Source organism: Geobacillus sp. PK12, from assembly GCF_004123125.1.
Lineage (GTDB): Bacteria > Bacillota > Bacilli > Bacillales > Anoxybacillaceae > Geobacillus > Geobacillus zalihae.
Genome location: NZ_SDKL01000014.1, coordinates 1 through 20,090 on the forward strand (window position 1 = coordinate 1; position 20,090 = coordinate 20,090).

The window sequence follows — 20,090 nt, forward strand, 5'->3', positions numbered from 1 at the left end:
GTCAACTACCCCCACTTAGCTAACGCTTGAAGTGGGGGCTTGCAACTCCCCAGAAGTACAAGCGGACTTCGTCCTCCTTCCTTGACTTGGGGTTGCATCAGGGCAGGTTGACAACTACCCAACGACGCAGGTCATGCCTGCATCGTTACCGATTCTCNNGTGTGTCTGTTGGCAGTACTTGGCTTCCACACACAACAGACGGATCTACGCTCGATGTTTTACGGTTACAACGTTTCCTGTAACCAACTCCATACATCGAGTAGCAGTTATTGGAGTGCCTTTATTAAACGGTTTTCTCCACGCCTTTATTATATCATACACAAAAGAAAAGGGGAACGCGCATTCCTCTCCCACTTACTCCCTTTGGTCGTTGAAGTGGGAGTCTCCTGCGCGAAATAGGATGAACAAAGTGTTTCGCCTGTTAGTCGAAGAACTTGAACAAGAAAGAGAAGAAATGTTGAAGAAAGTGATGCAGGAAAAAGAACAGGCGATCAAGCAAACGGAAAAACGGAAGGCCATCGAAATCGCCAAAAATTTGCTTGACGTCCTCCCCATTCACGAAATCGCCAAACGAACCGGCCTGACCGTCGCCGAAGTCGCCGATCTCGCGAAGGAAATGGACAAATAGGCAGCACAAAAGAGCCGCAACCGCGCGGCTCTTATCACTGGTCTTTTCCCTATGGCTCTTGGCGTGTGGAACAAGCAACAGTCGGACTTTTCCCTTGGCCTTTGGCCGCCAAAGCGAGCGCACGTCCCAGTGTGTCAATCCCTCTACTCCCCGCTTGCCAGCCGCCAACGTGCCTCATCCATTAACAACAAATACGGACGGCGTTTCCCCTCCTCCTGGCGCATCACTTTCTCCGTCCACGGGTGAAGCAAAAACAGCCCTAACTTTAGACGGGATTCCGGGTCCACCATTTTTTGCCGCACGCCATCTTCATGGGCGATGAGTTTTTCAATCACGTTGAGCATCGCCTTCTTGCTTAGAAACACTTCCTTTTCCTTCGAACTCAAGCGCACGGTAATCCCCTCATCGGAAAACGAGACGACGCGAAACGCTTCCTTCCCTTTGAACGTCGATACGATTTTTCCTTCGTACAGTTCAACCAACAACGATTTCCACATGTTCTCGGCAAACGTTTGTCGATCCATCCGTTTCACCCCCTATCCTTCTTTGTCCCTCATTCCATTCGCCCCATCCGCACCGCTCGAACTGAACGAACGCCGAACATCCGCCAATTGCAACGCCAGTTTTTCCAATTCATCAGCGCAAACGATCGCTTCCACAAACCGCTTCGGCAGCTGGCTGTATCCGATTTCCAGCCCTTTCAGTCCTCCCGCAATGGCTGCAATCGTATCGCTGTCTCCACCCATATTCGCCGCCGAAATGACGACATCTTCGAACGAGTCACAACGGAGCAGCCAATGCAGCACCCACCCCATCGTATGGACGACATACCCGTCAGGAGGGTAGACAGGCGTCACCATAAGCAGCGGCTCATAACGGGTATGCTCCACTTCTTTCCGAATCGCCTTGGCGAGCGGCTCTCCTTGAAGCACCCGAAAGGCGACGCGGTTGTAAATCAGGCACGCCTCTGTCGCCCGTTCGTCCGCATGCGTCATGCGGGAATGCAAAGCCGTTATTTCTTCCATCTTCTCTTGGTCCGCATATGCCAGCGCGATCGGCAAACAGCGCATCAGTGACCCATTGCCTGCACATCTTCCCCCTAACTCCTCGCAAGCCTGCACCGCGGCCGCAAACCAGTCGTCCTCATACCGCCTCAACACCGTGCGGATGATGATGCCGACATCGGGCGGGTCAGTCTCGTACCACCGCCAAAACTCCTCGCCAATGTCATGAATCGGGCATGTCGGATCGCGAATAATCCCCCGCGCCACCGCGATCGTCATCGCCGTATCGTCCGTTACTTCCCCGGGCTTCAAGTCAAGGAAACCGCCGCCAATGATGTCCGTCACCTTTCCATACTTACGGCGGACGTCATCAGCGCTCATAAACTCCGTCGTCGCCCCAAGCGCATCCCCGATCGCCACCCCAAACAGTCCGCCTTTGATCCGATCCAGCACCCTGCAGGCTCCCCCCTTCTCTATGTATGAACGGCCTCAATCGTCAAAACCATCGATTGCGATCCATCGCGGTTGCACACCACACTGCCCTAAAGGTCTTCAGGCCGACGTCAAGTTATTCCCCGGATTCCCGTCCGGATTCGTCCGCTCATAGCCGCCGCCCTGTTCCTCGGTCAAGTTCACATCAGTATTCCCGTCGCCGTCGCGCCAATATCCTTCAATCCACTGCCCGTCACGCCAATGTCCTTCCACCCAGTGCGGGCGGACATGATGCGTTCCCGGACTTTCGTCTGACTCGACGGCCGCAGCTGCTTCAAGGGACGCGGAACTGACCAGCTGACTCTGAACATCTGCACCATGGCTTGCGCGGTTCACATCCCCGCCGCTCTCAGCCCCATCACCGTAGTCTGCTCCATCGATCATGTCGACAATTCCGACAGCCAACGTTCCTATCGCCGCCGTTTTGGCGATGTTGGCCAGCCCGTTTTTCACCTTTTGGGCATCATCATCGCGCATCCCTTCATACACTTCTTTGCCGCTTTCGTATGTATGTTTAGCGGTCTCATATACGCCTTTCGCCGTGCGTGAAATCGACTGGCCGATGCTCTCGATCCCCCTCTCAATCTTCGCCTCGTCCTTTTGGATAAGGCCGGAAGCCGTATTCCACACGCCGTCGACTGCCTGGCCGAACGTGTCGCCAGCGAACTCAGACGCCTTTTTCACCCCGTTTCCGACCTCTTTGAGAAAGCGGCTGTCCGCCAGTTCGCCGACTACGTTTACCGCCCCTCCAATCAATGTCCCTGCTGCCTTCCCTGCTAATCTGCCAAGTTCCCGAAACGCACTCAATGAAGTTCCCTCCATGTCCGTCGATGTAGATGTCCATTGTTTGATTTCGACGTTTTTCCTTATAATCCTTTTGCTTCCATAAATTTTTTAAGAACAAAGGCCCAATACATAGGGACTCCCCAGCATTCTAGTGTCGGCTCGTTTACGGATTTGCCGCCATAAATAAACCGCCCTATCATCAGGGCGGACTTCCCGTTGGCATATGGTTCGTTATACGATGTTCGTTTCCATAGATTCGCCAATCCCTAACGTTTATGCGCCATCGATCCGCACAACAGCCCGCTTCGCCCGCCTTTGCCGTTTGACTGCCCGACTGCTCCCCATCTGATCCAAAATCCCCAGACAGGACTTTGCATTCCTATGCCTCCCAACATACAAGTTAGGCAAGACCCCTCCGCAGATACGCGGCAAACGACAATCAGCAACGCATGCTTGGGCCTCTCCCCCATAGCCATCAAGTTAAGAAAACAGGAATAAATGACAGAAGGAAGGACAATGGAAACAGAAGGCGAAACGAAAAGGGGCCGCGTACGTGACGCGACGCCCCCACTCAATATATGTATATATCACCAATATTCCAGCGATTGATACCTCTTTGCACGACATTCATACGCTGTATTCTCTTCGCTGGCAAATTGAATTGGTATTTAAGACATGGAAATCCCTGTTTCACATTCATCGATTCAAACCGATGAAAGGGGCTCGCTTTCAGTGCCACCTGTATGGAACGTTGATTGCCTTATTGATCAGCTCCACTGTCATGTTTAAAATGCGGGAATGGCTCTATCGAAAACAGAAAAAGGAATTGAGCGAATATAAGGCAATGAGTATGATCAAGGAGTTCGGTATGGATTTCTTTCAAGCCTTATGGTGTTCTGAGGCGTTAGTTGTCCAACTCCTTTTAAAACTGTGTGACATCATCGCTCAACACGGAAAAAAATCAAGGCGTTATACAAAAAAGAGCGCTTTAGACATTATCGAGAGTTTGGTCATCATGCCGGTGTCGTAAGAAATTCCCGCCTCATACCAGCAGGATGTCATCCAACACCGCTGCCGAAACGCCTTTCCTCTCCTCTAGTTTCTTCAAATATACACTTGGAGCATCACGGCCAATCATCCGATTCGTTTTATAGGACAATGGGGTTTTATTCATAATGCAATCGTACTTCGCTTTCTCAATCCCCCGTTTTTCGCAATAGTCACGAGGGAAAATATGGTGAATATCAATCGATTCGCCGTAATACGTCTGAATATCGATCGGCACCCCAGATAAGAAATCCCGCGCCCCTTCCCTCATGAGCAAGGCGTGCAACCCTTTATAAGCGGCGCTGTTCCGCGTGCGCAGCGTGAAGAGACGGTCAGCGGCGAAATGGGCATCCCGCACCGTCGTCGGCTCCGCACCGCCGCGAATCCATTCGACGACTTCCACCACGTCACGGGCAATCCGCGTCTCCGTCGCACCTCCATACAACTCGCCCAACACCCCGCACCAATACCAACGGGCGATTCGGTCACGGACACGAACATTGTGCGCCTCTTTTCCCAGCTCGACAAAAATGGCTGCCAGCGGGATCAACTGGGTTCCGTACGGCAAATCTCGCGCAGAAAACACATGCTGCTCATGCAAAAATTGAGCCGCCTGAATAAACCCTTCCGTCACCCGATCCGCCCATCTTTGGTAATCCGCCAACGTCAACTGCAAGATGTCGCGCCGCTTGCAGCTGACCGCCACGCCGTCCCCCGCTTTTCGTCGATTGTACGTGGCCAACAACGTAACTGCCTGCAGGAAGTCGGTGCTGCTGATATCGGCCAACACTTTGTTGTAAATTTCTCGAGATCTCTTTAATTTCGCTTCCTTCTCTTCCCAATCATCCCTCAGCTTGAAATCTTCCGCCGCAAATGTGGCGGTAAGAAGCTCGAAGACGGTCAGAGAGACGCCCCCTGTGTTCACATTTTCAAACACTTGGCAAACCGCCTCTTTCGGAGTCGGTTTCCGAAGCATAATGACAGGCACTTGATATTGCTGAAAACGAGGAAATACATCCATCATGAGCTTTTGCCATTTCAACGACCGTTCCGCAAGCCTCGCTGGATCCGAAAAATAGCACGTCTGCCACGCCAACAACCCCACAGGATCGAAAAGCAAATTCACCGGAAGCATTCCCGCTTCGCATTCTTTCTCCAAGTCAGAACAATCAAGAACAACCCTCCCTCCCGGTCCGCGAATGATCCGGTCTTCCGGAACACTGACGATCGTCTCTTCCCGGTCGACGTTCGGATCTAACATTTTGTCAATGTCAATATAGTAGAACCGTTTGATTGCCTTGTCTCTCTTGTCTCTTGTCGCTACAGGCGCTTTCAATTTCAATGATTGAAACAACGCCGTCAGCCGCTGTTGACCGTCAAGAATCAGCCGTTCCGGTTCCACTTGGTTCACGTTATCGACCCCTTCGATCGGCCTTGAGGCAAAACGGACATTCGGATTTCCCGTCTGCAGCATCATCACCGCACCGATCGGATAAGAGAGAGAAACACTGATCAACAAATTCCGAATCCGCTCGTCATCCCAAACCCAGCCTCTCTGAAAATCAGGAAGCTGTGTTCGGCATTCTTGAATGCTTTCAAGCAAATCAAGCAAACTTTCGACCGTACTGTCAAACGTGGTAATCGTGCTCATATCCTTCCCCCTCGTTTCATGAAAAACCCTACATTTCCATACGATTCAATCGACCAATATGCCATCATCCAATGCATATTCCTGTTGCTTTCCAAAAAACACTTTATTCTTTCGACAATGGCATTCTTTTTCCTCCTGCCGCGCAACGTTTGGCAGAAACATCCCCCAGCCAACGAAAATCCGTAGTTGAATATAAAAACAAAATATTGTATATTTATAAACATACAATGACGATTGATCGTGGGGGATCCAAATGCAAATCGACCATGCCGTCACGAGCGATGTCAAAGACATGCACGCTCTCATCCAACACTATGCAAAAAAAGGGCTGGTGCTGCCCCGCTCGCTGCTGTCCATCTACCAGCACTTGCAATGCATGTATGTCGCCAGGGAAAACGGCCAAATCGTCGGCACCGCTGGGCTGCATATCCTAGGGCACGATCTCGGGGAAGTGCGTTCGCTCGTCGTATCTCCTGACCATATGGGGAAAGGAATCGGCCGCCTGCTCGTCCACCATATTGCCGACGAGGCGGCCAGACTCGGGGTGAAGCGGTTAATCTCCTTCACGTACCAAGTGGAGTTTTTTCGAAAATGCGGGTTTGAGATCGTAGACAAATCAACACTGCCGGAAAAAGTGTGGATTGACTGCGTCAACTGCCCGAAACTCGACTGTTGCGATGAAATGGCGATGATAAAATACATTTGATCCCCCTCCCACCCGCATCAGGTATTGTCAAAAGTTTATCCTCCACACTCACGGTTTTCTCCTGAGTTTCAACCGTTGGAAGAAAAAAAGCTTGCCACCCCCGTTGTTTTCGGCCATCATTGAGGTAACCACACACTCAACAGCCCAAACAAAGAAGGAGTGACAAGCTTGTTACCTCAATTATTAGCCTATTTGCTTCAAATCATCAAGGCCCAATATCAAATCATTGTGTATTTGATGGGTGTGATCGTGGGAAAATCCCTGAATCGTAAGGACTTGGACGAACTCGTCCAAAAACCGTACCGAAAACTTCAGGTCGATGACCTTCCGATCATCGATGTGCCGGAAACCTTTGATTACCGGAAGCTGTTGGCGGACTACGAAGCCCAGCACGGACGTCCTTTGCGGCCCATCCAGCGCCGCGCGAAGGCGAAACACCGTGTTCCGGATTCGTTGACCTGCCCTCGCTGCCAGGCTCCCTCTTCTTACCTGTACGCCAATAACGGCGGAAACGGGCAATACCAATGCAAAGTGTGCCAGTGCCGGTTCAACCACCGAAACCGGTTCACCAAGCAAGCGGTCTTTCGCTGCCCGCACTGCAAAAAGACGCTGAAAAAAATCAAGGAACGCAAAGAATACCACATCCATAAGTGCAAGAACAACGATTGCCCGTTTTACCAGGCCAACCTTCGCCGGATGACCAAGAAGGAGCGCCAACAGTTTCAACAGGATCCTCAAGCCTTCAAGGTGCGGTATTTGTTTCGAGAGTTCTTGTTTGACTTTCTCCCGTTGGCTTCCTCGTCGCCCATCAAGCCGAAGGTCGATTTGTCCCGGCTGGCTGCGTCGCCGCACGTGTTGGGGCTCGTGTTGACGTACTACGTCAACTTTGGGATGTCCTCGAGGGAGACCGCCGCCGCCATGAAGGACATCCATGGCGTCTCGATCTCCCATCAGACGGTGCTCAACTACGCCAACAGCGCCGCGCTTTGGATCAAGCCCTTTGTCGACCGGTTCCCGTATGAGCTGTCCGGTTCGTTTTGCGGGGACGAGACGTATATTCGCGTCAAAGGGCGCTGGCATTACCTGTTCTTTATGTTCGATGCCGTCAAAAAGATCGTGCTGTCGTATCGCGTCTCGCCCAACCGAGACACGCTCTCGGCCATCCAGGCCATCGATGATGTCCTGCGGAAGCTGCCGTCCCTCCCAGACGACTTGTCGTTTGTCGTGGATGGCAACCCGATTTACCGGCTGGCGCAACACTTCTTCGCCCAGCACGGGATTTCGTTTGACGTCCGCCAGGTGATCGGCCTAACCAACGAAGATCCGGTCTCGGAAGAGTTTCGCCCTCTCAAACAGATCATCGAGCGATTCAACCGGACCTTTAAAGGCAACTACCGCCCGACCCATGGGTTTGGTGCGGAAGAAGGCTCGGTGTCCTTTGTGACGCTGTTTGTGGCGTATTTCAACTTCCTGCGCCCACATAGCGCACTCGAAGGCCGGGTCCCGGTCGTCATCCCGGAACTGGCGGATCTTCCGCATATGCCGGCCCGGTGGACGAAGCTCATCGCCATGGCACAAGCGTTTCTCCAACAAGAGGCGGCCTGACTTTTTTGTCCGCCGGAGCCCGTTGAACAGAACTCCTGCCGGATTCGGCGAAGCGAACCCTTGACCAACCGAACACCGCCAAAGGTAAAATTCGGTCATGGCAAGGGCGGCTTTCTTATTGCCTTCTTTTTGTCCCCGTCGCCCTTGATGACTCTTCCGCACCTTTGGCGGGTGTTGGTCAAGGGCGAATCCGGCCCTCCGCATGCCCCACGATGCTCAATGGGATGATCTGTGTGGAGTTTTCATAGAACTTTTGACGCTACCCCGCATCATGGGGAAGGGGGAGATCCCTTGGAAAAACCTTTTTTCCTCCGCTGTTTCGCTCTCTATACCCTTAACTAAAAACGAGTATGTTCGAAACTGGAAGGTTGGTGATTTCGTGAAAAATCGCGGAAAACGGAATCTCTTCTCAAATTGAGAAGTCCTGTAAAATCAACGCTTCTCTTTCAGCCGAAAGCAACGGGTTCGGCGAAATCGGTCGTTTTTCACCAGCCCTCTAGAAAATAAAACCGCTTTGCCCCCGGCTCGTGCGCCCCAGCCGCATTAACATAGCGAAGGATAAATATAGTGGAATCCATTCCAGAGGCAAAATCGGCCAAAACTAATGGATTTGTTCGTTAATCATATGAAAATTAATATTCACCGGTATAAATTTCTTGATACGCTCAATATCCCGCTTCTTGTAGTCCATAATCACAATGCCAGTAATGACCTCATCCTCTTCAGAAAACCGGATAAACACACCAGGAGCTGCTTCGTCATCGTACGACACTTTTGGTTCGCCCAAATAAATATAAAGAACATCGTGATCATAGTCATAGGAGTATTTAACGTTTTCCTGTAAATTTTGGACGAACATAAATCGCACCTCCTGTCTCTTGGTTTAACCTGCTTTTGGCGATGACGGTAACAACGTCACCATACGCTTCATTTTCATGGTCGACAATAACGACCAATGCCTTTAGTGACTTAAACTTAGGCAATTGCACAAGATCTATATATTTTTGTCTTGTATCATGCTGATCGTCTGGATTATTTGGCAATATAAAACAAGGATCTTGAATCACGCTCTTGACCATATCTTCTTGGCCTATAAATTCTTCCCTTGTATGATCCCCACCAACAATATGATAATTCCATGTTGTGCTTTTAAGCCGAACCTCTCTGCCTAGAGGGTCCTCAGTTATAAATATGTAGTCTGTATTGATCTTGTTACCTTCCATTATTGCTCACTCTTCACACCAATAATACCTAATTGCGAAAGTTCCTGAATCTTTTCCTCGCTTGGCGGGGAAGAGTTGAGATGAATATATCGACTCACTTCCAACATTCCGCTGTCATTGTCAATCCATTTACCATAATAACGCTTCATAAATCGGTCCGGAAACACGATTTCGATACGCTTGAATTTGTTTCGGACTGCATGTGCAATAGTGCGTTCTTGAGCCTAAATATCCACACGGACACGGATTCATCGCCCCAAGCAAAATAAAGTCCGCAGGATATGTTACCGTCGACGAAATACGGCTAATCGTCACTTTCCCCGTCTCTAACGGCTGGCGAAGCATATCCAGCGTCTTTTTCGCAAATTCCGCCATTTCATCGAGAAACAAAACACCGCGATGTGCCGGCGACACTTCGCCAGGCTTTGGGTGCGTTCCCCCGCCAATTAAAGAAACCGATGAAGCGGAATGATGCGGATGACGAAAAGGCGGATGGCCGCTCTCGATTTTTTCCCCTGCCAGCTGGTACAAACTGATCACCTCTAACTGCGCATCATGAGAAAGGCTCGGCAAAATCGTCGGAAACGTTTCCGCCAACAAACTTTTCCCGCACCCAGGCGGTCCAACCATTAACACGTGATGTCCGCCTGCCGCTGCGATCTCCAATGCTCGCTTTGCTTGATGATGGCCAATAATCGATTGAAAATCCCGATGATGCTTTCGCGGGGAGTCTATGATTTCAGGAGTGCGAAAAGCTGGGGATAACGAAAGAACACGTTGTCCTTGCAGATATTGCACCGTTTCTTCCAATGTCTGAACAAAGATACAATCGAGATCTTTCAAATGATGAAGCGGAAGTGTGGGATCATACGGAAGGTATACTTTTTGAAAACCGAGCTTCTTTGCCGCCAATATCGCTGGAAGCATGCCATCCACCGGCTGAATCGCTCCATCCAACGATAACGAACCTAAAAACGCTGCATCGGGGGAAACCGGCGCTGTCAGCTTGCCCATTGCCTTCAAAATCCCAATCGCCATCGCCAAATCAAACATCGGGCTATGCTTTTTCCGCTCCGGCGGAGACAAATGAACAACGAGCCTTTTATCAAAAAAGTCGCATCCGAAAGCATAAAGCGAAGCAAGAACACGTTCCTTTGCCTCTTTCACCGACGCATCCGGCAACCCAACAATCACCATCGCCGCAATCCCCGGCACCTCCTGCACCTCCACCTGCACCCGATACCCTTCTAACCCCCTCAACCCAATGCTTAAAATCTTCACCGTCACTCATCCATCCCTCCCAATCACAGAACATTAGTTCTTATACATCATTGTAATACCCTCTCCTTTATCTTTCAATTACCAATATTTCGACAAATTTCGGGCGGTGAGCGCCACTTCCGGATATCGCGAAAACGCTGCAAAAGACGACAGAGTGGATGTCATTGCCTGGATGGAAAAAGAATCCGTGCACGTCATATCTGGAGTTCGGCCGGGAAGACTCATTTTTAAACCGAATGGGCCATTGGTGGATGAGTATGAACAATCGTGGGATCTAGCAGGAGATGCAGGCGTTTTGAATCTTACGGTAAAGAACAATAAGATTTTTTATGATGAATATCCGGATGCACTGGCCCGATTGTACAGCTCGCTGACTTCTCATGGAGGAAATTATCTTGTTGCAAGTGCTAAACCGGGATTTGAATTTATCGGTGAAGGCTCTCCAACTCATGTTGGAGGAGCAAGCCATGGGAGACTTCATAAACAAGATTCACTAGTACCGATGATTATAACTGGCACCGATTCGTCCCCAAAACATTTGCGCATTATTGATCTAAAAGATTAGATTTTAACAATGATTGATTGATGAAGACGGGCAATTCAGCCTCCCGCTGACAACACTCCTTCAGCGGGAGGCCTTTGTATTTCCTTCACCTTTCCACTATGCCATTTCTATGCGCTTGCAATAATTTCTTCAAGCGAATATTCCGCTTCTCAGTCCAGTTTCCTTATCCATCTTCTCCGATGAGGCGACAAAGCACGTCGGAGCGCTCAGTCAGTCGTTGGATTCCATGACGGCTTTGCGACTGGTCCCTTTTTCATCTGTTTCAACGACTTCGTTGGCGGAATAGCCTAAGCCGTTGCCGAGGGTTATAAATAGCCATGGCAATGGATCAAGCCATCCCTGCTAATGTTAAATCTTTGACAAACTTCGAAGCACGGCAGGTATTATCCCATAACAGGGGCTAATTCATCCAATGTTGCACCTTGGAAAGAAGGAATCTCGCACTCAAAGGCTACTTTCAGCCACCAATGAGGAGTTGATTTTTCATTCATATACACAACACGAACAGAAGGGTTCGCTCCATTTTCTAACAAGGAAAAGACGGCCTTACTATAAAAGGCTGGAACATATCCAAGCTTCTTCCCTCCGTGAGTATAGATAGCAACAGCATGGGGATCATAAGTGTTTGTTGGTTCTTGTACTAATTTCAACGTTTCGTTAATGGCTAGCCATGTTGCCCAATTTTGAGGAAGATTTTGATAGCGCATGCCATGAACAAAAAAGCTGACACACAGCTTTCCATCGTCTTCAAGACGCAGCGGTTGCTCAAAAGAATAAGTGTCGCTGGCTAACCGCCCACGTGTTTGTTGAAGCAAGTCCATCTTAGTGGAATTCTCATCCAGACCTAAATCGGACAAAATGGCTTTAAAATCCGCACGATCTGGTGACGGCAATCGGCGTTCAAACGCCGGAAACAGCTCCTTTGATCGATATATTTTAGTTGGGTCTGGGAAAGCCGGATGCAACATATACCCGTTATTCAATGCATCTTTCAGTTTTCCGTGACCAGAGGCATTATAGGTGTAAGTGAACTCATAATAGCCATCATAATGAGAAAGAGTTCCTATATGATAAAAAGAACGGGTTTTAGGATTTTGCCAAACCACTAAAAGTGTATGAACTTTTTTCATGTTATTGATCATCCCTTCCAATCCACTCCAATATTTTCTTTCTTCGAAAAGGCACTATATTCAATAACCAGTCTTTTTGTGCCTCGCTTAAAATATCTAATGATTGAATAAAATCAGAATACCTTATTAAATCAAATTCAACTAACTTTTGGATACTTTGATTAAACTCATCTGTAAAGTTTTTACTAATATATGTTAACAAGTCTTTAGCTTTGACCTTTTTCTTTTCAAATATACCCGCCTTAACCCTTGTTTTTTCCGTATATTTGTTCATTTCTTGGGGATTCGAGACCATTTGTATCAGCTTTTCATCTTCAAATCGAAACCCTAAAGAAGCACCGTTATCATAAATGGGAGAGAATTTTGCTCCTGTTTCAAGAAATAGCAATTGCCAATTAAATGGGTGCCTATCTTGATTGCCAATAAGAATATCAAACAATTGCATATCTATAAACTCTGATTTTATGGTCTCCCAATACACAAATTTCTTCATTATTTTGAATCCAGCATCAATGAGTTCCATGTCCTTCAACGAGGATTCTTGGAGCTCCTTATAATCGTCGACTAGCGCTGATAATAAAACTCCACCTTCTTCAGCCATTTTTGCATCATATTCCTTTACAAAATTTCGTAGAAGACATCCTCTTCTACCGTTTCTGGTTACAATCTCAACACTCATCATTTCTAAACCAAATATAGCTCCAATTTCAGCGGCAATTAGTTCTGTAATATCCTCCCAAGAAACTCCTTCTTTAAACTGCCGCGGGTATTTTATAAGATAATGTATTTTCTCTGGAGATATCAATTCCTCTTTCTCCAGTGTACTTTTTCTACCATACCCGACTCGTTCCCACTTACTGACATCTCTCAACAATGCTAATCGTTCCTTTTTCGTACAATCTTACTATGTATTTTAACACTAAATGATGCAAATTTATCATTCATCATAAAATTACGGCGTAACGATTTAAAATTTCGGTCATCAAAAACCAAAAAAGGACAATATGATTGGAAACTATTTTTTAAATATTTACTGATTCATTGATTTCTATTTTTGTTGGTTCCACATTTGCGTAATATTTTGGACGATAACCTTGGAGGCACACTTTTTTGATTACCCCATTCTCAACAACAAATGTTAAATCCTCAATTTCCTGTAGTGTCCCAGTTAAAATGAGTTGTTCTACCACTTTTCCTCGGATCTGTTCCATAGTGTAACCTTTTTCTTTCAAGATACGCAAAAGGTTTGAAATCACTTGTATCTTTGCATTAGAGGGGTTTATAATCATACTTTCTAACAATACGGAAGAATGATCATACCGAGGTAATTCTTCACCAAATAATATTCTCCTTACTCGCAACATAGCAATATCATCCGCTGATAATCTTTTTCCCATCAAATTGATAGACATTTCAGGAAAGGTAAATGAACTATAGTCCCCCAAACTTACTAGGGTTATAGTAACTGTTGTATCCTCCTTTTGGGATTCAACACGAATATTTTCAATCGTAACCATATCAGCAAAATTTCGGACTGAAAGAGCGTATTGACCGCTATTTTGTTGCATCAATTTTAACGTTCTTTCCGTTTTGCTATCAGGATTCTTCAATACCAATTCATATGTGCCTGCTTTTGGTTCACGGTATTCGTCATATTCGCAAGTTAAATCACCTAACCAAAAATACGCTCCTGAAGAATTTACGATTTTCGTTTCAATAGCTGGACTCGTTCCGAAACTTTGACCTTCTCTTTTCACTACTCTTTTTAATAATAACGGTTTCCCTGTGAGGGTGCTTTTCATTACAGGTGTTTGATCCTTAAACTCTTCAGCAACTTTTTTGCTTACATAGGAGTACAAATTATATACATCAATCTCACCGTTTGCATCAGCAGCTTCGCCTTCCAACCCTCTAATGAGATAATCCGTAAAAGCACCGTGGCCATTTCTGTCCCACGCCCATTGATTTGACGTACATGCAGCGATCAATACTTTCCCCGACCCTTTTACCTCTAGGCCTCTTACCATTTCATGTTGTATATTTCTTGCAATGGCACCACTATGACAAGTATCAAAAAACGCCAGTACAGTACTAGCAATAGTATGATCAATCAAATCTCTTACATCTGTCATTTTAATCATGGAATCTTCTGGATTATAAGCATCGCCATCGAAAGGAACAAAATAACCTTCATTATTATGCAAAAAGCCATGACCTGCCCAAAAAAGAAATAATATATCATTTGGAGAAGCATCTTCAAAAAAGGACGTTAAAGCGGAGTGTAATATATTCCGCTTTGCAATGTTCCCTTGAAACACCTCTACATTTTCTTTTTTAAAAAACGACGGAGGTTCTAACAACAATCTTTTTATTTCACTAACATCATTAACTGTATTAGGAAGAGGGGAAGTATTTAAATATTGGTCTACTGCTATAAGCAAAGCTTTATAAACCATTGTTGATCACCCTATCGTATCAACATCTGAATTTGATTTTTGTATGGCAATAGAGATATGATTACGAACAATCTACAAATTGGAACTGTAACCCAACACCATCACTTTATATTCAGAATCGATTATAAAAATTTGTATTTACGACAACCAATTAACAGTCGGAACTTCATAGACAACAGTAGCTACATTCAAGAAACAACAGGCATAATCCCTATTGAATTCCCCAAATTTCCATCGCCTTTTTCACCAGTTTTTCTTGTCTTGAGAGAATCTGATTCTTTGTCCATTCCTTTTCCTCTAATATTTCTTTCGTAAGATCAAACGATACTTTTTTGTTTCGTTTTTCGTAAATTTCCTTTTTACGGTCAAATGAATAGTATTGTGCAGCAGAATTTTTCACACCGCTCAATAAAGTCAAATTTCCAAGCTTATGAACCAATTCTTGATGAACATCAGGCGTGAAACGTTGGATCCAATATTCATCTTTTAGCTTTTGCGGAAGGATGTGCTCCACCGTAATTCGTCCATGGAATTGTTTTACCACGCTCTGATCTTGGCTTTCTTGTTCCAAGCGAAGGAGTATTGCTTTTACAGCAGGAGAATGGTAAATATCCGCACGTATCAATTGTTCAAATTCTTTATTATCCGCATATTTTTTAACCGTTTCAATCAGTTCATCCGCTGAACATCCTTTATTGATCAAATTAATCACTTGATAATAAACCGTATTTCGTTTTGTTTTGCCAAGCCGGCGAACCCAGTTTTGGTACGTGATTTTTTCCATTAATTCAACAAAATCAGCGAATTCCATATCCGGCACCGGTTTATTTAGAAACGCAAGCACAGGAGGTATCCACTCATCATGAGCAACCCGATGGAGGGAAGAGATGAGTTTTTGCGTCTTAAGATGATTATCGAAATCGTTTTCCATAATTTTTTCATAATGATGAGCCGAGCGCAGGAGAAATTCAGCGAAACGAGCGGGAGCTTCTTTATATTCTTCAAGGATCTCATCAAACTCTTGATAAAGAATTTCCTGCTGCTTGTTCCCTTTGATCGAAGTCCGCAAATGGCTTAAGAAATTATCCAGCTGCCGAATGCCAACGATATTCTCCAGTTCATTCCAACATTCTTCCACTCGGCTTCTCTCAAGAGGCTTGCTTTCACAATATTCAAACAGCCGGTTTTTTAATAAATCCCCGTTGGAAAGAGACATTCCTCTCGCATTTAAGACATTAAAAAGCCGATAGGCGGAGGTAAAGTTATCGGTGACCACAAAGACAACATATACATGTTCTAAAATATAATTGACCAACCGCCGCAACTCGACTTCGCTTAATTCTGAAACTACTTGTTTGATTTCAAGCATATTGTCATAAAACTTCGCTTGAGTTTCACTCATTTCTTGTGCAGAGCTTATATCTTCCCCCATGAGGATATACTTCTGGAAAAATGCTTGATCTTGCTTTCTGACTATCAGGCGAGGCTGCTCCGGTTCATCCGTATAAGGGTTTACCGGCATAATTCGTTTTTGAATATCCTCTACACTAGAAGGATGCGTGATCAACTGCTTCATAACCGCAAAAATAATATTTAAAGTCGTTAACCGCTGCTGGCCGTCTACGACTTCATAACGGCGGTTGCGTTCTTTTTCAATCGTAATAATCGATCCGATAAAGTATTCAGGGTCATTACGCTGATAAGCTTGGCAAATATCTTCTATCAACTCGCGCGCATGGCTTTTCTCCCAAGAATACGGCCGTTGATAAGGAGGAATTTCATAAATTTTGTTTTCCGTCAGTATCTCGTTGATCTTTTTTTCACTTGCCTCCATTTAGCATCATCTCCCCCAGTAGCCAGATTTACTTTTACACATACATCTATAATACAGATTTTACGTTTTTACAACTCTCCCCTTATTCACACATGTTGACCCCAACCGTATTAATGATTTCTTCTCAAAAACCAATCCATATCATAGTTTTGTAATGATTGAGGAAGAAATTTTATGTAAAAAAGGATTCCTCGTAAGCGAAGATAACAAAAAGCAATCTTGAAGCATCTATGGGGTAGTTATGGAGAAGTTCACCAATGAAATGGATGCAGCGGGTATAGCTAGAAGAGGAAGCAGAGGATCTCTATAACCATGATGCAAAACATAGAGGGAATTCGTAATTTTACATTTCAGAACATATCCGTCGTAAATAAATTCGCACAAACGAATAAAGCAATCCCCCACATGCGTCAATAACCACATTCGCCAAAAGCGCCATCCTCCCCGGTTGAAACGATTCAGTTCCTTCTTCCGTTTTTGAATATAAATCATTTTTCCATCCACTCCAACTCCTCCAGCGACTGGACATCTTGAAGAATGTAGCGGATCGTTTTTTATCGACTTTGGCAGCTGTTGAAACGATGACATACATACCTCCCAATACTACTTATGATTATTCCCTTTAAAAATTGGTTTTAACTGATGAACAAGCTCCCGAACCATGTCTTTCGCGGTCATATTGCGGACAATTCCCCTCGTTGATACGCTTTGATCAATATATGTTTGAAACGCTCGGTTTCTGGTCGCAGATTCTTTTTCTTCGTCACAACAGTCACCTCCAACATAAATAAGCCTCCCGCTGAATTACTTCAACAGGAGGCTTTGAATTTACTTAGTATTTCAGCTATGCCATTTCCACGCGCTTTCGATGATTTGTTCTAATGAATATTCCGCTTTCCAGCCAAGTTCTTCATAAATTTTTTGCGAGGAAGCGACAAGGCGCGCCGGGTCGCCCGGGCGGCGGTCAGTGTATTCGATTACCGCTTTGCGGCCAGTTACTTTTTCACATGTTTCAATCACTTCTTTGACGGAATAGCCTAAGCCGTTGCCAAGGTTGTAAATGGCGGTTTTCTTTTTTCCTGACAATAAAGCTTCCAGCGCTAAAATATGCGCCTTCGCTAAGTCGGTGACATGGATATAGTCACGAATGCATGTCCCGTCTGGTGTATCATAGTCCGTACCGAAGACGGAAATTTTGTCGCGCTGGCCTAACAAGTGCTGCAAGACAAGCGGAATCAAATGCGTTTCCGGGTTATGGTCTTCGCCAATTTCTCCCGACTCGTGCGCCCCAGCCGCGTTAAAGTAGCGAAGGACGACATAGTTCAAACCATACGCAGAAGCAAAATCCGCTAAAATTTGTTCGATCATTAACTTCGAACGGCCGTATGGGTTAATTGGATTTGTTGGGCAATCTTCCGTAATCAATTCGACATTCGGAATCCCATACGTCGCCGCGGTTGACGAGAAGATAAAGTTTTTCACATTATACTTTAGCATCGTCTCTAGTAACGTTAAGGTAGCGGCAACATTGTTTTGATAATACTTCAGCGGATTCACCACCGATTCGCCGACTAAGCTGTTCGCCGCAAAATGCATGACGGCTTGAATCGGGTATTTTTCAAAAATCGGTTCAAGATCCGCTTTGTTCCCTAAATCCCCTTGCACAAACACCGCGCGGTCATCCACTAAATAGCGATGGCCAGTCGATAAGTTATCAAGCACGATCACTTGCTCTTTTTTCACTAATTCTTTCACTAAATGGCTGCCGATATAACCGGCTCCGCCGACAACGAGAATCATATACAATCCCCCAATTATACATTAACGATTTGATGGACCATCATCATTACCGCGTTTTCTAATGCGGCAACAAGTTCTTCGCTCTCTTGTAACGATGTTCCTCTCACGCCAAAGTAAAACTTCGCTTTCGGCTCTGTGCCTGATGGGCGCAAACAGAACCATGCGCCATTCGCAAGATGATATTTCAACACGTTCGAACGAGGCAAGTCAATCGTCTGTTCTTCCCCTGTCGCCACGATGGTACGCTTGCTTATCAAATAGTCTTCGATCGCGACAACGCTAACGCCAGCGATTTCTTTCGGCGGTTCTTTGCGGAAGGCCGCTAAAATGTTCGCGATTTGCTCGGCGCCGTCTTTTCCTTTTAACGTTAGCGAGCGCAATGATTCACGATAGTAACCGTATTTTTCAAAAATCTCTAATAACCCTTCATACAATGTTTTTCCCTGCGCTTTATAATAAGCCGCTACTTCCGCGGCAAAAATCGCCGATTGCACCGCATCTTTGTCGCGGACAAAGTCGCCGATTAAATAGCCATAGCTTTCTTCATAGCCGAATTGGAACGTGTATTCTTTCGTTCGTTCAAACTCGTTAATCTTCTCGCCAATAAATTTAAACCCAGTCAACGTATCGATCGTTGTCAAGCCATAATGCTCGGCAATCGCGCGGCCGATTTCGGACGTCACGATCGTTTTCACAACGACGCCGTTTTTCGGCAAGATTCCTTTTGCCTGCTTTTGCGATAATAAATATTCCAGCATCAACGCGCCCATTTGGTTGCCTGTTAACACGACATATTCGCCATCTAAATTTTTCACCGCGACACCAAGCCGGTCCGCATCCGGGTCGGTCGCCATTAAAATGTCGGCATCGATTTTTTCGCCGTATTGAATCGCTAATGCAAACGCGGCATGCTCTTCCGGATTTGGCGAGGCAACAGTGGAAAAGTTCGGATCTGGAAGTTCTTGTTCTTTTACAACCGTCACGTTTTCAAAGCCAAATGCTTTTAAACCAGCGCGGACTAGCTTATTGGCTGTGCCATGCAAAGGAGAAAAAACGATTTTTAACTCTTTCGCCACTTCCGCAACTATTTCTGGATTGAGTTGAATCGTTTTTAATTGCTGGAGGTAGGCTTCATCGATTTCTTCGCCGATATATGTAAGCAATCCGTTTTCCAGAAGTTCTTGCTCGCTTGCTACTTCCACCGTCAATTCATTTTCGACGGCATTGACGTATTGAATAATCGCATCTGCCACCGCTGGCGGAATTTGTCCGCCATCTTGGCCATAAACTTTAAACCCGTTATACTCAGGCGGATTATGGCTTGCGGTAATGACCACACCGGCAAACGCCCCAAGATAACGAACCGCAAACGACAACTCTGGCGTTGGACGAAGCTCTTTAAATAAGTACGCTTTAATCCCATGCTTTCCAACCGTCTTAGCCACTTCCAGCGCAAACTCAGGAGACTTATGTCGAGAATCGTAGGCAATCACGATACCGCGTTCTTTCGCTTCTTCGCCTTGTTCCACGATATAACGCGCTAATCCTTCCGATGCTTTGCGAATGGTATAGATATTCATCCGATTCGTCCCGGGACCAATTTCCCCGCGCATACCGCCTGTGCCGAATTCTAAATTTTTGTAAAAGCTATCTTCAAGGGCTTTTTCATCATGCTGCATCAAAATTAATTGTTGTTTTAATTCTGCATCTAGCTCTGGATAGGAAAGCCATTTTTCTACTGCTGCTTTATATGTCATCTTTCTGTCCCCTCCTTTGTTGTTTACGGATGTGCTAACACTCACCTGTTTGCTCGGAAAGAATGTCATACCTGTATAAGTTCTACAATTTCGTTCCGTTCCCAGATACGTTCCTGGAAAACAGA

General features: G+C 46.0%; 15 protein-coding genes and 5 pseudogenes. 5 read left to right on the plus strand and 15 right to left on the minus strand.

Annotated elements, in window-relative coordinates:
• Positions 1-397: 397 nt before the first annotated feature.
• A pseudogene (locus tag ETR37_RS07480) lies at positions 398-628 on the plus strand (transcriptional regulator); the annotation flags it as partial.
• 143 nt (positions 629-771) lie between these two features.
• Here ETR37_RS07480 and ETR37_RS07485 read toward each other — a convergent pair.
• From ETR37_RS07485 to ETR37_RS07495, 3 genes are all read right to left on the minus strand, one after another.
• Positions 772-1,152: a hypothetical protein gene (locus ETR37_RS07485; protein WP_129447090.1), complete on the minus strand. Its 381-nt coding sequence runs from the start codon at positions 1,150-1,152 to the stop codon at positions 772-774.
• A 12-nt stretch (positions 1,153-1,164) separates the two neighbouring features.
• Positions 1,165-2,085, minus strand: coding sequence for an ADP-ribosylglycohydrolase family protein (locus tag ETR37_RS07490; RefSeq protein WP_129447091.1), 921 nt, complete (start codon positions 2,083-2,085; stop codon positions 1,165-1,167).
• A 99-nt stretch (positions 2,086-2,184) separates the two neighbouring features.
• Positions 2,185-2,931: a hypothetical protein gene (locus ETR37_RS07495; RefSeq protein WP_129447092.1), complete on the minus strand. Its 747-nt coding sequence runs from the start codon at positions 2,929-2,931 to the stop codon at positions 2,185-2,187.
• Positions 2,932-3,412: 481 nt separating this feature from the next.
• On the opposite strand from ETR37_RS07495, the pseudogene ETR37_RS07500 reads away from it, so the two are divergent.
• A pseudogene (locus ETR37_RS07500) lies at positions 3,413-3,940 on the plus strand (transposase); the annotation flags it as partial.
• Positions 3,941-3,952: 12 nt separating this feature from the next.
• Here the strand turns inward: ETR37_RS07500 and ETR37_RS07505 are convergent.
• On the minus strand, positions 3,953-5,608 hold the full coding sequence (locus tag ETR37_RS07505; RefSeq protein ID WP_129447093.1) for a GmrSD restriction endonuclease domain-containing protein: 1,656 nt from the start codon (positions 5,606-5,608) through the stop codon (positions 3,953-3,955).
• A 253-nt stretch (positions 5,609-5,861) separates the two neighbouring features.
• Between ETR37_RS07505 and ETR37_RS07515 the strand changes: the two genes are divergently transcribed.
• Entirely contained in the window at positions 5,862-6,314 is a 453-nt protein-coding gene (locus tag ETR37_RS07515; RefSeq protein ID WP_129447095.1) for an N-acetyltransferase, read from the plus strand.
• Positions 6,315-6,482: 168 nt separating this feature from the next.
• Positions 6,483-7,919 (plus strand): DDE-type integrase/transposase/recombinase, encoded by a 1,437-nt coding sequence (locus ETR37_RS07520; RefSeq protein ID WP_129447096.1) that lies wholly within the window; start codon positions 6,483-6,485, stop codon positions 7,917-7,919.
• 601 nt (positions 7,920-8,520) lie between these two features.
• On the opposite strand, the gene ETR37_RS07525 is transcribed toward ETR37_RS07520, so the two are convergent.
• The 4 genes and pseudogenes from ETR37_RS07525 to ETR37_RS07540 all read right to left on the minus strand — a co-directional run.
• Complete coding sequence (locus ETR37_RS07525; protein ID WP_011888351.1) at positions 8,521-8,778, minus strand: DUF2283 domain-containing protein; 258 nt, start codon at positions 8,776-8,778, stop codon at positions 8,521-8,523.
• Positions 8,747-9,142: a hypothetical protein gene (locus tag ETR37_RS07530; RefSeq protein ID WP_015375988.1), complete on the minus strand. Its 396-nt coding sequence runs from the start codon at positions 9,140-9,142 to the stop codon at positions 8,747-8,749. Before ETR37_RS07530 ends, ETR37_RS07525 begins: the two co-directional genes overlap by 32 nt.
• Positions 9,142-9,294: pseudogene (locus tag ETR37_RS19760) on the minus strand (transposase); the annotation flags it as partial. The pseudogene ETR37_RS19760 and the gene ETR37_RS07530, both read right to left, overlap by 1 nt.
• A pseudogene (locus ETR37_RS07540) lies at positions 9,281-10,429 on the minus strand (YifB family Mg chelatase-like AAA ATPase); the annotation flags it as partial. The pseudogenes ETR37_RS07540 and ETR37_RS19760, both read right to left, overlap by 14 nt.
• Before the next feature lie 148 nt (positions 10,430-10,577).
• Here ETR37_RS07540 and ETR37_RS07545 point away from each other — a divergent pair.
• The gene (locus tag ETR37_RS07545; protein WP_240673879.1) at positions 10,578-10,988 is read left to right on the plus strand and encodes a nucleotide pyrophosphatase; all 411 of its coding nucleotides are present in this window, start codon (positions 10,578-10,580) and stop codon (positions 10,986-10,988) included.
• A 383-nt stretch (positions 10,989-11,371) separates the two neighbouring features.
• On the opposite strand, the gene ETR37_RS07550 is transcribed toward ETR37_RS07545, so the two are convergent.
• The 7 genes and pseudogenes from ETR37_RS07550 to ETR37_RS07580 all read right to left on the minus strand — a co-directional run bounded on the left by ETR37_RS07550 (position 11,372) and on the right by ETR37_RS07580 (position 19,965).
• Positions 11,372-12,118 carry an HIRAN domain-containing protein gene (locus ETR37_RS07550; RefSeq protein WP_011232761.1) on the minus strand — a complete coding sequence of 249 codons (747 nt, stop codon included), beginning with the start codon at positions 12,116-12,118 and terminating at the stop codon, positions 11,372-11,374.
• Between the two features lies 1 nt (position 12,119).
• Positions 12,120-12,992 carry a HipA domain-containing protein gene (locus tag ETR37_RS07555; protein WP_020755210.1) on the minus strand — a complete coding sequence of 291 codons (873 nt, stop codon included), beginning with the start codon at positions 12,990-12,992 and terminating at the stop codon, positions 12,120-12,122.
• A gap of 148 nt (positions 12,993-13,140) precedes the next feature.
• Positions 13,141-14,574, minus strand: coding sequence for a caspase family protein (locus ETR37_RS07560; RefSeq protein ID WP_011232763.1), 1,434 nt, complete (start codon positions 14,572-14,574; stop codon positions 13,141-13,143).
• Between the two features lie 211 nt (positions 14,575-14,785).
• A complete protein-coding gene (locus tag ETR37_RS07565; protein ID WP_021321466.1) occupies positions 14,786-16,408 on the minus strand; it encodes a DUF262 domain-containing protein in 1,623 nt (540 codons plus the stop codon).
• Positions 16,409-17,011: 603 nt separating this feature from the next.
• A pseudogene (locus tag ETR37_RS20775) lies at positions 17,012-17,175 on the minus strand (YwzD family small protein).
• A gap of 73 nt (positions 17,176-17,248) precedes the next feature.
• Positions 17,249-18,208 carry a UDP-glucose 4-epimerase GalE gene (galE, locus tag ETR37_RS07575; RefSeq protein WP_129447097.1) on the minus strand — a complete coding sequence of 320 codons (960 nt, stop codon included), beginning with the start codon at positions 18,206-18,208 and terminating at the stop codon, positions 17,249-17,251.
• Positions 18,209-18,222: 14 nt separating this feature from the next.
• Positions 18,223-19,965 (minus strand): phospho-sugar mutase, encoded by a 1,743-nt coding sequence (locus ETR37_RS07580; RefSeq protein WP_129447098.1) that lies wholly within the window; start codon positions 19,963-19,965, stop codon positions 18,223-18,225.
• Between the last annotated feature and the right edge of the window lie 125 nt (positions 19,966-20,090).

What these genes read in the sequence shown, in the direction of transcription:
- ETR37_RS07485 (WP_129447090.1), bottom strand. Translation starts at nt 1,152, where the DNA reads ATGGATCGACAAACGTTTGCCGAGAACATGTGGAAATCGTTGTTGGTT.
- ETR37_RS07505 (WP_129447093.1), bottom strand. Translation starts at nt 5,608, where the DNA reads ATGAGCACGATTACCACGTTTGACAGTACGGTCGAAAGTTTGCTTGAT.
- ETR37_RS07515 (WP_129447095.1), top strand. Translation starts at nt 5,862, where the DNA reads ATGCAAATCGACCATGCCGTCACGAGCGATGTCAAAGACATGCACGCT.
- ETR37_RS07525 (WP_011888351.1), bottom strand. Translation starts at nt 8,778, where the DNA reads ATGTTCGTCCAAAATTTACAGGAAAACGTTAAATACTCCTATGACTAT.
- ETR37_RS07530 (WP_015375988.1), bottom strand. Translation starts at nt 9,142, where the DNA reads ATGGAAGGTAACAAGATCAATACAGACTACATATTTATAACTGAGGAC.
- ETR37_RS07550 (WP_011232761.1), bottom strand. Translation starts at nt 12,118, where the DNA reads ATGAAAAAAGTTCATACACTTTTAGTGGTTTGGCAAAATCCTAAAACC.
- ETR37_RS07560 (WP_011232763.1), bottom strand. Translation starts at nt 14,574, where the DNA reads ATGGTTTATAAAGCTTTGCTTATAGCAGTAGACCAATATTTAAATACT.
- ETR37_RS07565 (WP_021321466.1), bottom strand. Translation starts at nt 16,408, where the DNA reads ATGGAGGCAAGTGAAAAAAAGATCAACGAGATACTGACGGAAAACAAA.
- galE (WP_129447097.1), bottom strand. Translation starts at nt 18,208, where the DNA reads ATGATTCTCGTTGTCGGCGGAGCCGGTTATATCGGCAGCCATTTAGTG.
- ETR37_RS07580 (WP_129447098.1), bottom strand. Translation starts at nt 19,965, where the DNA reads ATGACATATAAAGCAGCAGTAGAAAAATGGCTTTCCTATCCAGAGCTA.